Annotated in this window: 10 protein-coding genes; 6 read left to right on the top strand and 4 right to left on the bottom strand. The window is 71.7% G+C overall.

The genetic code is table 11. The features are described 5' to 3' along the window. The first annotated feature begins 53 nt into the window (after positions 1–53). The 5 genes from ACH4K4_RS14960 to metK all read left to right on the top strand — a co-directional run bounded on the left by ACH4K4_RS14960 (position 54) and on the right by metK (position 4,176). Positions 54–377, top strand: a complete 324-nt coding sequence (locus tag ACH4K4_RS14960; RefSeq protein ID WP_398167528.1) for an integration host factor — start codon at positions 54–56, stop codon at positions 375–377. A 38-nt stretch (positions 378–415) separates the two neighbouring features. Beyond that, a complete protein-coding gene (gene gmk, locus ACH4K4_RS14955; protein ID WP_398167526.1) occupies positions 416–1,009 on the top strand; it encodes a guanylate kinase in 594 nt (197 codons plus the stop codon). A 39-nt stretch (positions 1,010–1,048) separates the two neighbouring features. Further along, positions 1,049–1,321 (top strand): DNA-directed RNA polymerase subunit omega, encoded by a 273-nt coding sequence (rpoZ, locus tag ACH4K4_RS14950; protein WP_003982715.1) that lies wholly within the window; start codon positions 1,049–1,051, stop codon positions 1,319–1,321. A gap of 162 nt (positions 1,322–1,483) precedes the next feature. Continuing rightward, a complete protein-coding gene (gene coaBC / locus ACH4K4_RS14945; RefSeq protein ID WP_398167525.1) occupies positions 1,484–2,737 on the top strand; it encodes a bifunctional phosphopantothenoylcysteine decarboxylase/phosphopantothenate--cysteine ligase CoaBC in 1,254 nt (417 codons plus the stop codon). Positions 2,738–2,967: 230 nt separating this feature from the next. Beyond that, positions 2,968–4,176, top strand: coding sequence for a methionine adenosyltransferase (metK, locus tag ACH4K4_RS14940; RefSeq protein ID WP_398167524.1), 1,209 nt, complete (start codon positions 2,968–2,970; stop codon positions 4,174–4,176). A 111-nt stretch (positions 4,177–4,287) separates the two neighbouring features. On the opposite strand, the gene ACH4K4_RS14935 is transcribed toward metK, so the two are convergent. The 4 genes from ACH4K4_RS14935 to ACH4K4_RS14920 all read right to left on the bottom strand — a co-directional run bounded on the left by ACH4K4_RS14935 (position 4,288) and on the right by ACH4K4_RS14920 (position 9,624). Then, positions 4,288–5,508 carry a hypothetical protein gene (locus tag ACH4K4_RS14935; protein WP_398167523.1) on the bottom strand — a complete coding sequence of 407 codons (1,221 nt, stop codon included), beginning with the start codon at positions 5,506–5,508 and terminating at the stop codon, positions 4,288–4,290. Positions 5,509–5,527: 19 nt separating this feature from the next. Further along, positions 5,528–7,486 (bottom strand): ABC transporter substrate-binding protein, encoded by a 1,959-nt coding sequence (locus ACH4K4_RS14930; protein ID WP_398167521.1) that lies wholly within the window; start codon positions 7,484–7,486, stop codon positions 5,528–5,530. Continuing rightward, positions 7,483–8,259, bottom strand: a complete 777-nt coding sequence (locus ACH4K4_RS14925; protein WP_398167520.1) for a toll/interleukin-1 receptor domain-containing protein — start codon at positions 8,257–8,259, stop codon at positions 7,483–7,485. The genes ACH4K4_RS14930 and ACH4K4_RS14925 overlap by 4 nt, the downstream gene beginning before the upstream one ends. 75 nt (positions 8,260–8,334) lie before the next feature. After that, the gene (locus ACH4K4_RS14920) at positions 8,335–9,624 is read right to left on the bottom strand and encodes a helix-turn-helix domain-containing protein (RefSeq protein WP_398167519.1); all 1,290 of its coding nucleotides are present in this window, start codon (positions 9,622–9,624) and stop codon (positions 8,335–8,337) included. A 201-nt stretch (positions 9,625–9,825) separates the two neighbouring features. Between ACH4K4_RS14920 and ACH4K4_RS14915 the strand changes: the two genes are divergently transcribed. Further along, entirely contained in the window at positions 9,826–11,949 is a 2,124-nt protein-coding gene (locus tag ACH4K4_RS14915; protein WP_398167517.1) for a primosomal protein N', read from the top strand. Positions 11,950–11,959: the final 10 nt, after the last annotated feature.

Raw genomic sequence — 11,959 nt, 5'->3', positions numbered from 1 at the left:
TAGGTTCCACACCGGTCCGTATCCGACAGTTCTACATCCGAGGTGACGTAGGCGTGGCTCTTCCGCCCCTTACCCCTGAACAGCGCGCAGCCGCGCTCGAAAAGGCCGCCGCGGCTCGCCGGGAGCGCGCCGAGGTCAAGAATCGGCTCAAAAACTCCGGCGCTTCCCTTCACGACGTCATCAAGCAGGGCCAGGAGAACGACGTCATCGGCAAGATGAAGGTCTCCGCCCTCCTGGAGTCCATGCCCGGCGTGGGCAAGGTCCGCGCCAAGCAGATCATGGAGCGGCTGGGGATCTCCGAGAGCCGCCGGGTCCGCGGCCTCGGCACCAACCAGGTCGCCGCGCTCGAGCGCGAGTTCGGCGGCAAGGCCGGCTGAGTTTTCTGGCACTGCCGGGGAACTGGAATAATCGCCCCATGGCTGTAACACCCCGGGGCACGTCCCCCGTATCCCCGGACGCCCGTCCGCGGCTGACCGTGCTCTCCGGCCCCTCGGGGGTCGGCAAGAGCACGGTCGTCGCCCATATGCGCAAGGTCCACCCCGAGGTCTGGCTCTCGGTGTCGGCCACCACGCGCAAGCCGCGCCCCGGGGAGCGGCACGGCGTCCAGTACTTCTTCGTGGACGACGAGGAATTCGACAAGCTCGTCGCCAACGGCGAACTGCTGGAGTGGGCCGAGTTCGCGGGCAACCGCTACGGCACCCCGCGCAGGGCGGTCCAGGACCGCCTGGAGGCGGGCGAGCCGGTCCTCCTGGAGATCGACCTCCAGGGCGCCCGGCAGGTCCGCGAGTCCATGGAGGACGCCCAGCTGGTCTTCCTGGCTCCGCCGAGCTGGGAAGAGCTGGTGCGCCGGCTCACCGGCCGGGGCACCGAGGCACCCGAGGTCATCGAGCGCCGCCTGGCGGCCGCCAAGGTCGAGCTGGCCGCCGAGACCGAGTTCGACGTGACCCTGGTCAACACCTCCGTCGAGGCGGTCAGCCGCGAGCTGCTAGCCTTGATGAAGGTTCTTTGATCTTTACACCGGTTTTCACCCCCCTTCGGAAGGCAGAGAGTGTCCTCTTCCATCACCGCGCCCGAGGGCATCATCAACCCGCCGATTGATGAGCTTCTTGAGGCCACCGACTCGAAGTACAGCCTCGTGATCTACGCCGCCAAGCGCGCGCGTCAGATCAACGCGTACTACTCGCAGCTCGGCGAGGGCCTGCTGGAGTACGTCGGCCCGCTGGTCGACACCCACGTCCACGAGAAGCCCCTCTCCATCGCGCTTCGCGAGATCAACGCGGGCCTGCTGACCTCCGAGGCCGTCGAGGGCCCGGCTCAGTAGCGGTACGGCGTCGAGTGGTACGGCGTCCCCAGGACCCCGTCACGGCGCCTTCACCAAGGGCCCGGCAGCGCCGCTGCCGGGCCCTTGGTGTGTCATGGGGTAGGTAACCAACCGGGTCCGCACCCGCACGGGACGGAACCCACGGCGTGGGGAGACAACGCGATGGACAAGTCGGCACAGCCGGAGCCCGCCGGCCGGCCCAGAGTCGTCCTGGGCGTCAGCGGCGGCATCGCCGCCTACAAGGCGTGCGAGCTGCTGCGGCGGCTCACCGAGTCGGGGCACGACGTCCGGGTCGTGCCGACCGCGGCGTCCCTGCACTTCGTCGGCGAGGCCACCTGGGCGGCGCTCTCCGGCAACCCGGCCTCCAGCGAGGTGTGGGAATCGGTCCACGAGGTGCCGCACGTCCGCATCGGCCAGTCCGCCGACCTGGTCGTGGTGGCCCCCTGTACGGCCGACATGCTGGCCAAGGCCGCCCACGGCCTGGCGGACGACCTGCTCACCAACACCCTCCTCACCGCGCGCTGCCCCGTGGTCTTCGCCCCGGCCATGCACACGGAGATGTGGGAGCACCCGGCCACCCAGGAGAACGTCGCCACCCTGCGCCGCCGCGGCGCCGTCGTCATCGAGCCCGCCGTCGGCCGGCTGACCGGCGTGGACACCGGCAAGGGCCGCTTCCCGGACCCGTCCGAGATCTTCGAGACCTGCCGCCGCGTGCTGGCCCGCGGCCCGCTCGGCCTCCTCCGGGACCTCGCCGGCCGGCACGTCGTCATCAGCGCCGGCGGCACCCGCGAGCCCCTGGACCCGGTCCGCTTCCTGGGCAACCGCTCCTCCGGCAAGCAGGGGTACGCGCTCGCCCGCACCGCGGTGGCCCGCGGCGCCCGCGTCACGCTCGTGGCCGGCAACAGCGAGCTGCCCGACCCGGCCGGGGTGGACGTGGTGCACATCGGTACGGCCGTCCAACTGCGCGAGGCCGTGCTGAAGGCCGCCGCGGACGCCGATGCCGTGGTCATGGCGGCCGCCGTGGCCGACTTCCGCCCCGCCGCGTACGCCACCGGCAAGATCAAGAAGAAGGACGGCCAGGAGCCCGAGCCGGTGGCCCTGGTCCGCAACCCGGACATCCTGGCGGAAATCTCGGCGAACCGCCCGCGACCCGGCCAGGTGATCGTCGGTTTCGCCGCCGAAACCGACGACGTCCTCGCCAACGGCCGCGCCAAGCTGGCCCGCAAGGGCTGCGACCTGCTGGTCGTCAACGAGGTGGGCGACCACAAGGCTTTCGGGTCCGCCGAGAACGAAGCGGTGATCCTGGCCGCCGACGGCGCCGAGACGCCCGTACCGTACGGTCCGAAGGAAGCTCTTTCGGACACGGTCTGGGACCTGGTGGCGCCCCGCCTGGCGGCTTCCCACCCCGCCCCCTGACCCCGTCCGCCCCTCTCTCCCCCTGATCAGAACGCCCCGTCCGGGCCCGCACCGGACCGGGGCGTTCCCCTCCCCGGCGAGGTGTCCCAGGTCACGGGGGGTCCATAAATCGAGACTGCGTGCCCGAACGCCTCTCATGACCGATAAACTGGCCCCGGATCGCGCCGAGCGCAGCTCTCGGCCTTTCCGACCATGATCAGCCAGCAGCCGCTGCAACCCCAGGGAGCGATGTGTCCCGCCGTCTGTTCACCTCGGAGTCCGTGACCGAGGGTCACCCCGACAAGATCGCTGACCAGATCAGCGACACCATCCTCGACGCCCTCCTCAAGGAGGACCCGACTTCCCGGGTCGCCGTCGAGACGTTGATCACCACCGGCCTGGTCCACGTGGCCGGCGAGGTGACGACGAAGGCGTACGCCGACATCCCCAACCTCGTGCGCAACAAGGTCCTGGAGATCGGCTACGACTCGTCCAAGAAGGGCTTCGACGGCGCCTCCTGCGGCGTCTCCGTCTCCATCGGCGCGCAGTCCCCGGACATCGCCCAGGGTGTCGACACCGCTTACGAGAAGCGCGTCGAGGGCGACGAGGACGAGCTGGACAAGCAGGGCGCCGGCGACCAGGGCCTGATGTTCGGCTACGCCTGCGACGAGACCCCGGAGCTGATGCCGCTTCCGATCAACCTCGCGCACCGCCTGTCCAAGCGCCTGTCCGAGGTCCGCAAGAACGGGACCATCCCCTACCTGCGCCCCGACGGCAAGACCCAGGTCACCATCGAGTACGACGGCCACAAGGCCGTCCGCCTCGACACCGTCGTCGTCTCCTCGCAGCACGCGAGCGACATCGACCTGGACTCGCTGCTCGCCCCCGACATCCGCGAGTTCGTCGTCGAGCACGTCCTCAACCAGCTCGTCGAGGACGGCATCAAGCTGGACACCGACGGCTACCGCCTGCTGGTCAACCCCACCGGCCGCTTCGAGATCGGCGGCCCGATGGGCGACGCCGGCCTGACCGGCCGCAAGATCATCATCGACACCTACGGCGGCATGGCCCGCCACGGCGGCGGCGCCTTCTCCGGCAAGGACCCGTCCAAGGTCGACCGCTCCGCCGCCTACGCCATGCGCTGGGTCGCCAAGAACGTCGTAGCGGCCGGGCTGGCCGCCCGCTGCGAGGTCCAGGTCGCCTACGCCATCGGCAAGGCCGAGCCGGTGGGCCTGTTCGTCGAGACCTTCGGCACCGCCACCGTCGACGTCGACAAGATTGAGAACGCCATCGCCGAGGTCTTCGACCTCCGCCCGGCCGCCATCATCCGCGACCTCGACCTCCTGCGCCCCATCTACTCCCAGACCGCCGCCTACGGCCACTTCGGCCGCGAGCTGGACGACTTCACCTGGGAGCGGACCGACCGCGTGGAGGCACTGCGGAAGGTCGTGGGGCTGTAGTCCCGCATTGCACGCGAAAGCCCCGGCCCCGGCCCGCTTCGGCGGACCGGGGCCGGGGCCTTTGCGCGCACGGCGCGCGAGCGCGCCTGCCCGGCCTCCGCTCCGGGGGCGTCACAAATTTTCGGACGGCCCGTAACCGGCTCCGCCTGCCTCGCCCGGCGCTTCCTTGTCAAGGCCTCCGATGGATTCGTCTCCGGTGGATTCGTTTCCGGCGGACTCGTCTCCGGTGGATTCGGGGGAGTCGAACCGCCGGCTGATGGCCGACGCCGCTTCCCCGCACCCCTCGGCGGCCAGGCAGCCCGCGATCCGACGGGCAAACAGAGCCCGTACGTGCTCGTCAGGCGCCAGTCCGGCGCCATCCATGAACGACTCCAGCACCGTGGGGACGTCCGGCTCCTCCGGCTCCCGCTCACCGTCACCGTCGCGGAACGGCTGCCCGTCCGGGGCGGCGAACGACGAGAAGGACGCGCCGTGCGGTGCGCCGCTGCCGTTCAGCGACTCTCCGGGCCGGGTGAACGACGGGTCGCCGGGCGCGTCGGGGCGCGCGATCAGATGCCGGAACAGCTCCGGTACCTCCTGGTTGTTGGCGGCAGAGGAAAGCTGCGCCAGCGGACCTATGAGGTCCACGGTCTTCTCGATCCGGTCGTCGTGCTTGGCCATCCACCAGACCACGGCACTGCCGGTGTCCTTCAGCACCTCGTTGCCCAGATACTTACGTTTGCTGCGTTCGTAGTTGCGCTCGTGCTCCCAGACGTCCTCGTCCTTACGGACCGTCGAAAGCTTGGTGAGGCGTTCCCGGTCCGCGTCGGACAGCTGAAGCGTGACGTTCTCGGCCATCGCCTCGACCCGGTCCGTCATGTCGGGTTCCATGGTGCTCAGCGCCCCGTCGAGCTGGTGCTGGGCCAAAGTGCTGTGGTGCGGATTCTGCCGCGCGGTGACGGCCCGCGCCCGGGCGAGAACGGCGTCGACCGCCAGCCCGCCCGCGTTCACCCGGGGGGCGTCCGCCGCGGCGCTGAGCGGACGCCAGCGGATCGTGGCGGAGAACAGGAAGTCGTAGTCCTCCACGGAACTGGGGAGCGTCACCCCCGCCACGGTCCTCTCCCAGCGTTCGACGGGCGGGACCGGGAGATCCGGGTGAGCGGGAAACTCCCACGACCCGGAGGGCCGGCGCCGGGAATCGGACCAGAAGGCCGCGGCCGAGCCGGTGACCAGAACGGCTGCCGACGCGGGCCAGGCCCAGACGGGCCACTGCAGGCTCAGCCCGGCGATGACCAGGAGCAGAGCGCAGATAACGGTGAGAAAGACCGTGGCGGTCTTGTGGCCAGAACTCATGACGATCTCCGGGAGCGGGTCACAGGCTGGGAACGGGCGGCTCGATACCGTGCGCGGCGTCGATCCGGCACTCAAGCGCGGCGAACAGCGTCCGGCGCTCCGCCGCCTCGGCGGGCACGGCCGGAACCCAGTCACGGGCGACGGTGTGCAGGCGGGCGAGGACGCCCGGAGCCCGGGCGGCGGCGTCCACCACGACATCGAGCAGTGACTCCAGGTGCGGCCCGGTGGCCGACGCCGCCGTCAGCCAGTCCGCCAGCGGGCCGCGCCACTCCTCGTACGGACGATGGCGCAGCACGGCGGCCCAGCCGGCGGTCAACCGCTCCCGGACCGCCGTACTGCGGAACAGGCCGCGGGTGCGGACCGCCACCGCGGCCATGGCCAGCAGGAGCGCCGCGTCGGTCGGCCACCGTTCCGGCTGCAGCCGGCCGAGCAGCATCCGGAAGAGCCGGCCGCCTTTGCGCGCGAGGGCGAGCAGTGCTTCGAAGGCTTGGCCGTCGCCGGAGCCGGACGCCCGGGCCAGGTGATGCAGCCGTACCAACGCCTGGTCCGGGTGCCGCCCGGCCATGACCTGGGAACAGACCACGACGAGTGCTTGGCGCAGGTCTCTGGGCAGCCCCGCCACAAGAGACCATTCGTAGATCTTCTGACGGAACGCGCGGCCGAACGCGTCGTGATTCAAGCCCTCCGTCAGCGCTTGGGAGATGTCGGCAAGCAGCCGCCCGGCATGGCGTTCGGCCCACTGCTCGGCCAGCCACCACAGGTCCTGGGGGCGCCCACTGGCCAGACACTGTTCCGCGAACCAGCAGATCAGCTCCTTCCGGGTCTCCTGGGGCAGCTCGTGCCAGGCGACACAGTCACGCACCCAGTCGCGGAACTGCTGACGAAGATCCGAGAAGTACGTCCAGAAATGGGCGCGTACCGCCGCGTCGTACCCCAGCACCCGGAACCGGACACCGCCGTCCTTGCCTGTGTCGGCTCCGACGGCCTTGAATTCGGCCGCGAGGTCGGTGTGGTCGAGGCGGGGGCGGTCGTCGCAGGGGTGGCCGAGAACGTCTTGGAGGGTGTTGGCCGCCCGCAGCACGATGGCGGGGGTGCGACCGTGGAACATTGCCAGGGAGAGGGCCAGGGCGCGTTGGCGGCCGGTCAGCTGCGCCATGAAGTCGGCGACCTGGGGTTTGCGGGCGTCGGCCCGCTCGGCCATCGCCCGGTCGCACCAGCGGCGGAAATCGCCGGCTGCGCCATCCGCATCCCGCGCGCGGCGGATCAGGCCGGCGAGTTTGGCGAGGTCCTCCATCGTGGCGTCTGCCATGTACTGGGCCAGCTGCGGGGTGGCGAGGTCGGCGTGATGCGGGTGGATGTCGTCCCGGCGTAGGTACCGCATCAGCAGTCTGCTGCCCTCGGGGCGTCCGACCTCGGCCGTGAGCCAGTGCAGGTCCTGACGTTGCAGGTGGTCGAATTGCCGGGGCAGGACGACGACGAGCCGTGCCGAGCGGGTCGCGACCACGGACCGGAAGTCGGAGAGCTCGGCCTGTACGGCGTTGTACCGCTCGGCGTCGCTGCTCGACAGATCCAGCAGCATCCGGTCGTGCTCGCCGATCAGAGCGGTGTCGAGGGCTCGGTCCGTGGCGTCGTCCTGGGTGTCGGGAAGCTCGTGGAAGTTGCCCGCGCCCTCGGAGAGCTCGTGCAGCAGTATCAGCGCGGCGGCCCGCCGGCCGCTGCCGGGCTGCCCGGCGATCAGGACGGTGCCGTGGTCGTGCAACAGGCTCCGCGCCCGGCGGAAACCCGGCGGGTAGACGAATCGTTGGTAGAGCCAGCGCCGGTCGTCCTCCGCGATGGCGAGGGACGTTCGCACCCTTGTGGCCAGGCGCGAAACGGCTTCGTGGAGGTAGAAGTTGTACTGGGGACCGTCCCCGGTGCTCATCGGGGCGTGCGCCTGGTGGACGTAGGAGCCGAAATGACCCTCGACGCGCTCGGTCATCGCTCGCCGTCCCGGCGGCGGGGAGACGAACCGAACCGATGGCTGATCGGCACGTGGGCGTAGTCGCCGGAGACCTGGGTCGTCCCATCACCGTTGATCTTCGTCCCGTTGGGCCCGATCTGGTCGCCGGATCCCGTGTGCATCGGCGCGTTGGACTCGTTGACGAAGGTGCCGACGGTGCCGCGCAGATTTCCGATGCCGCCACGCTGCCCCTCGTTGCGCACCGACGGGACGGGCTCATGGGGCGACTCCTGGCGAGCGCGCTCCGTGGACGGTGCTGCCGTGTCCAGAGACGCCAGCTCGGGTACCTGCGCGACGAGCCGGTCACCGAGCCGTGCGATCTCCCTCTCACCGCCGTCCCGCGGCCACAGCCGCTCGTACTGGCACTCTGCGAGCTCTGCGAGAGAGGGCGGCAGAGACTTCGGGTCGAGTTGTTCCACACGCCGGCCCAGCAGCAGCGGCACGACCAGGACCCCGCAGGTGAGTGCCTCCTCGATCTCACGGCGTACCCAGTCGTCCTCGTTGTCCAGCGCCCGCCGGCCCGGACGTTGCCGGTCGGGGGCGTCCAGCCAGCGTTCACCTATGAGGGCGAGGAGGACGCAGCTGCGCCGGACGGCGTTGACGATGTCGCGTTCGTAACGCGCACCGGGAAGAATCGACGCTCCGGCGAGGAAGGTGCTGTCCTTCCCGAAGCGTTCGGACAGTGCCTCCTTGAGCCGTTGCGCGGTGTCCTTGCCGTCGCCGGTGCGGTAGTTGACGAAGATTTCGTGCATGGCTGAGTGACCTTCCTGAGTTGCAGGTGGATGCGCTGTGATGACGCGCGGTCGGCCCGGGGAGACGGGCGGTTCCTACCGGGGGGCCGAGGCCAGCGCCGTGGAGAGTTCCGGGTTGAGTTCCCGTACGGAGGCGTTGCGGGGGTGGCGTCCCAAGGTGCGGGCCAGCCGTCGCAGGTCGGCGGTGATCGTCGCGGACTGGACGAGGCCGATGGTGGGGAGCTGGCCCCGGGCCACTTCACAGGCGAGTTCGATCTCGCCCGCGGCGGCGTGCGCGAGGGCGCGCCGGAGTTCGTAGCGGGAGCGGGTGCGCAGCGCGTGACCGGGCAGCCGTGCGGTCTCCCTGCCGAGGATTTCCGCTGCCTCCCGCGGCCGTCCCAGTTCGTAGAGGCACCAGCCGGTGAACATCGCCACCACGTCGGGCAGGTGGGAGGCGCCGATGACGGGTTCGTGCGGGTCGCGGCGTTCGAGTGCGAGGAGGTGCCGGGACCGGTCGAGGCTGCGCATGCAGGCGTCGTAGTCGCCCTTGACGGCTTGGCACTGGGCCAGTTTCTGTGCGGCCAGGCCCTTGATCCGGGGTGGGGCATGGCTGTCGAGCGCGTGTGTGGCCAGGTCCGCGGCGCCGTCCGCGTCTCCCCGGAAGAGGCTGATCAGCGAACGGCGGGCCAGCGCGTACGCGGCAAGACTGGCGTCGTTGCCCGCCTCCGCGAGTTCCACGGCGCGGTCGGTCCACCACAGTGCGGCATCGTCGTTCCCCGATTCCTGGGCCATCCAGCCGGTGTACTCGGCGAACCGGGACGCCAGTACCAGAAGTGCCTGACGGGTGCGTGTACCGCTGCGGGCGGCCAGTTGTTGCAGGCTGTGGGTCTGGGATATCAGTTGCGGCAATAACGCGCCGGGGCCCGACACCTGTCCGAGCCGCCGGTACTGGCCGAACAGCGCCCGTGATGCGTCGACCAGGGTCGTGGCCCCGGTACCGGTGGTGACGTTCATGCCGCCCACCCCGATTCCCAGGACCGAGGCCGCGCCGGCGCTGAGCACGCGTCGGCGGCCCACCGGCTGGAACGATCCCGATCCGTCCTTGTCCAAGTGCATCAACCACACCTCACCTTCGTGACTCGTCGGCGGAATGCCTGGTGCCGGTGCGGGCGCCGGTACCAGGCGGGCCAGCGCCCCTCGTGCACCGAGTTCTTCGTCGCAGAGCCGGGCGAGCTGCGGAGTCGGGGGCTTGAGCCCGCGTTCCACCTTGCTCAGCTGCCCTTTGCTGTAGTGGACCCGGCGGCCCAACCGGTCCAGCGAGAGGTTCGCTGCCAGGCGGCGTCTGCGGAGTTCTTGTCCGAACGCACAGGGCTGCTGCGGAAGCACTGCATCCTCCGTAACTGTTCTTCCGGGCAGCCGGCGGGCGTTGCGTGTCAGCGTGCGGCAGGCGGCACGGAGGAACAAGGCGAACGGGACCGTTTCCCGTTTCCACCTGGGAGCGAACCGGATGGGGTGACGGCTGTCGAGGCCGCCGGCCGGGGTGCGGGGGCCGGGGCGCTGTCACTCCCGTCTGCTAAGACTGGTGCTGTGAGCAGGGAAGACGAGGGGCAGGGCGCGGGGCCGGAGCAGCTTGCGTTGATTCGGGAGGCGGTGCGGGGGACGAAGGCGGCGCGGGCGAAGCCGCGGACGTGGCGGGGGGCCGAGCTGGCGGAGCGGTTGCCGGTGGCGCGGGTGCTGGTGGACAAGGGGCTGGTGCACCTGGACCGGTATTTCGACTACGCGGTGCCGGCGGCGATGGACGCGGAGGCGCAGCCCGGGGTGCGGGTGCGGGTGCGGTTCGGGGCCGGGGAGAAGGGGGGGCGGCGGGAAGGGGGGAAGCTGGTCAACGGGTTCGTGGTGGAGCGGGTGGCGGAGAGCGAGTTCCGTGGGGTGCTCGCGCCGATCGCGCAGGTGTTGTCGCCCGAGCCGGTGCTGACGCCGGAGCTGCTGGGGCTGTGCCGGGCCGTTGCCGACCGGTATGCGGGGACGCTCGCGGACGTGGTGCAGCTGGCGGTGCCGCCGCGGCGGGCGAAGGTGGAGGGGCGGGGGAGCGGGGCGCCGCTGCCGCCCAACGCGATGCCGGACGTGGGGAGTTGGGAGCGGTATCCGGCGGGGCCGGGTTTTTTGGAGGCGTTGGGGCGGGGGGACGCGCCGCGGGCCGTGTGGACGGCGCTGCCGGGGCCGCACTGGCCGCAGGAGCTGGCGCGGGCGGTGGCCGCCGTGCTGGCGTCCGGGCGCGGGGCCCTGGCCGTACTGCCGGACGGGCGGGCCGCGGCGCGGGTGGACGCGGCGCTGCGGGAGATCGTCGGGGAGGGGCGGCATGTGGTGCTGAGTGCCGACGCCGGGCCCGAGGAGCGTTACCGGCGGTGGCTGGCGGTCAGCCGGGGCGCGGTGCGGGCGGTGATCGGGACGCGGGCGGCGATGTTCGCGCCGGTGCGGGATGTCGGGCTGGTTGCTATTTGGGATGACGGGGACGGTAGCCACAGTGATCCGCATGCGCCGCAGCCGCATGCGCGGGAAGTGTTGTTGCAGCGGGCGGTGAACGAGCAGGCCGGTTTTCTGCTGGGCGGGCTGAGCTGCACGGTCGAGGCGGCGCAGCTGGTGGAGACGGGCTGGGCGCGCCCGCTGGCGGCCGAGCGGGAGCAGGTGCGGGCCGCGGCGCCCCTGGTGCGTACGGTCGGCGACGCCGACGAGGCGCGGGACGCGGCCGCACGGGCGGCGCGGCTGCCGACGCTGGCGTGGCAGGTGGTGCGCGAGGGGCTCAAGCACGGGCCGGTGCTGGTGCAGGTGCCCCGGCGGGGGTATGTGCCGCGGCTGGCGTGTGAGCGGTGCCGGGAGCCCGCGCGGTGCCGGGCGTGCGCGGGCCCCCTGGAGGCGCGGGACGCGGGCGAGCTGCGGTGCGGCTGGTGCGGGCGCGAGGAGGGCGACTGGCGCTGCGGGGAGTGCGGGGGCGTACGGCTGCGGGCGCAGATCGTGGGCGCGCGGCGGACGGCGGAGGAGCTGGGGCGGGCGTTTCCGGCCGTGCCGGTGCGTACGTCGGGGCGTGATCATGTGCTGGACACGGTGCCCGGCGTTCCGTCCCTGGTGGTGAGTACGCCGGGGGCGGAGCCGGTCGCCGAGGGCGGTTACGCCGCCGCGTTGCTGCTGGACGGGTGGGCGCTGCTGAGCCGCCCTGACCTGCGGGCCGGGGAGGAGGCGCTGCGGCGCTGGCTGGAGGCCGCGTCGTTGGTACGGGGTCACGCCGAGGGCGGCACGGTCGCGGTCATCGCGGAGGCGACGCTGCGCCCGGTGCAGGCGCTGGTGCGCTGGGATCCGGTCGGGCACGCGGTACGGGAGCTGGCGGAGCGGGCCGAGCTGGGCTTCCCGCCGGTGTCCCGGATGGCGTCGGTGACCGGCCGCCCGGAGGACGTCGCGGAGCTGCTGGCGGCGGCCGAGCTTCCGGAGGGGGCGCAGGTGCTGGGGCCCGTACAGGTGCCGGTGCCCGATGCCGGCCGGCCGCGCCGCCCGGGGGATCCGCCGCCCGGCGAGGCGTGGGACAGGGCGCTGGTACGGGTACGGCCCGGCCAGGGCGCGGCGCTGGCGGCCGCCCTCAGGACGGCCCAGGCGGCGCGGTTGGTGAAGCGGGAGGGGGACGCGGTCCGGGTGCGGATCGACCCGCCCGACCTGGGGTGAGGGGAGCGGC

Origin of the sequence: Streptomyces sp. NPDC017529 (genome assembly GCF_044329785.1) — a bacterium.
GTDB lineage: Bacteria > Actinomycetota > Actinomycetes > Streptomycetales > Streptomycetaceae > Streptomyces.
The sequence above is the reverse complement of the archived record's forward strand: the minus strand, read 5'-3'. Positions and strand labels throughout refer to the sequence as shown.